The organism is Streptomyces mayonensis (assembly GCF_018982965.1).
GTDB lineage: Bacteria > Actinomycetota > Actinomycetes > Streptomycetales > Streptomycetaceae > Streptomyces > Streptomyces mayonensis.
The window spans coordinates 1-1076 of the sequence record NZ_JACBYP010000272.1 but is presented as its reverse complement, the minus strand read 5'-3'; the positions used below and the strand labels follow the sequence as shown (position 1 = coordinate 1076).

1 protein-coding gene is annotated in these 1076 nt (G+C 69.1%); it reads right to left on the bottom strand.

What is annotated here, in order from left to right; translation table 11 throughout:
• Positions 1–203: 203 nt before the first annotated feature.
• On the bottom strand, positions 204–1076 hold an 873-nt coding region (locus HZS56_RS37810), incomplete at its 5' end, for a carbohydrate ABC transporter permease (protein WP_216725325.1).

Genomic DNA, 1076 nt, shown 5'->3' with positions numbered 1-1076 from the left:
GGCGAGCGGCCCACGGACCTCCCCGAACACCTGGAGAGGCTCCTCCCGGTGCACGCCACCCCCGGCCGCTTCACCTTAGCCGACGCGCTCGACCAGTTCCCCCTCACCGCCCTCGCGGACGGGAACCCGGTCCAGCCCTTCCCCGCCCCCGCGGACGTGCGACCGGCGCACCTCTTCACCGCCTCCGCGGGCGGAATCCCGGCTCATCCCTTCACCGCCCCCGCGCTGAAGCCGGTGATCAGCCACTTCTGGATGAAGGCGAAGACGATCACGACGGGGACGGCGGCGATGATGCCACCGGCGGCGAGCGCGCCGAGGTCGACGCTGTCCGCGCTCATCAGGGAGTTGAGGCCGACCGGGATGGTCTGCTTGCTCTGGTTGTTGAGGAACATCAGGGCGAACAGGAAGTGGTTCCATGAGTGCACGAAGGCGAAGGAGCCCACCGCGATCAGCCCCGGCCGCAGCAGCGGCAGGACGACGACCCGGAAGGCGCGGAACCGGCCGCAGCCGTCGACCCAGGCGGCCTCCTCCAGGGAGTAGGGCACGTTCTTGATGAAGTTGCTGATCAGGATGATCGACAGCGGCAGCTGGAAGACCGTCTCGGCGATGATGACGCTGCCCAGCGAGTTGATCATCTGGAGTTCGGCGAAGATCTCGAAGAGCGGTACGAGGAGCAGCGCGCCGGGCACGAACTGGGAGCAGAGCAGCGCGAGCATGAAGCCCCGCTTGACCTTGAAGTCGAACCGCGCGAGCGCGTAGCCGCCGGCCAGGGCGACGAGCGTGGTCATCACCAGGGTCGCGACACCCACCAGCACGCTGTTCTGGAAGAAGGTGCCGAAGGCACGGTCGTTCCAGACCTTCTCGAAGTGGTCGAAGGTCATCGGCCAGGGCACGAGCGAGGCCGACCCCGCCGGGCGCAGCGCGAAGAGCAGGATCCAGTAGAACGGGACCAGGGTGAAGACCAGGTAGACGCCGAGCGGCAGGTAGATCTGCCAGCGGGGCACCTCGTCCCAGGCCGGGCGCTTCTTCGGCCGGCGGGGCGGGGCGGGTTCGGCCGGTGCGGGGGCGGGGGCGGC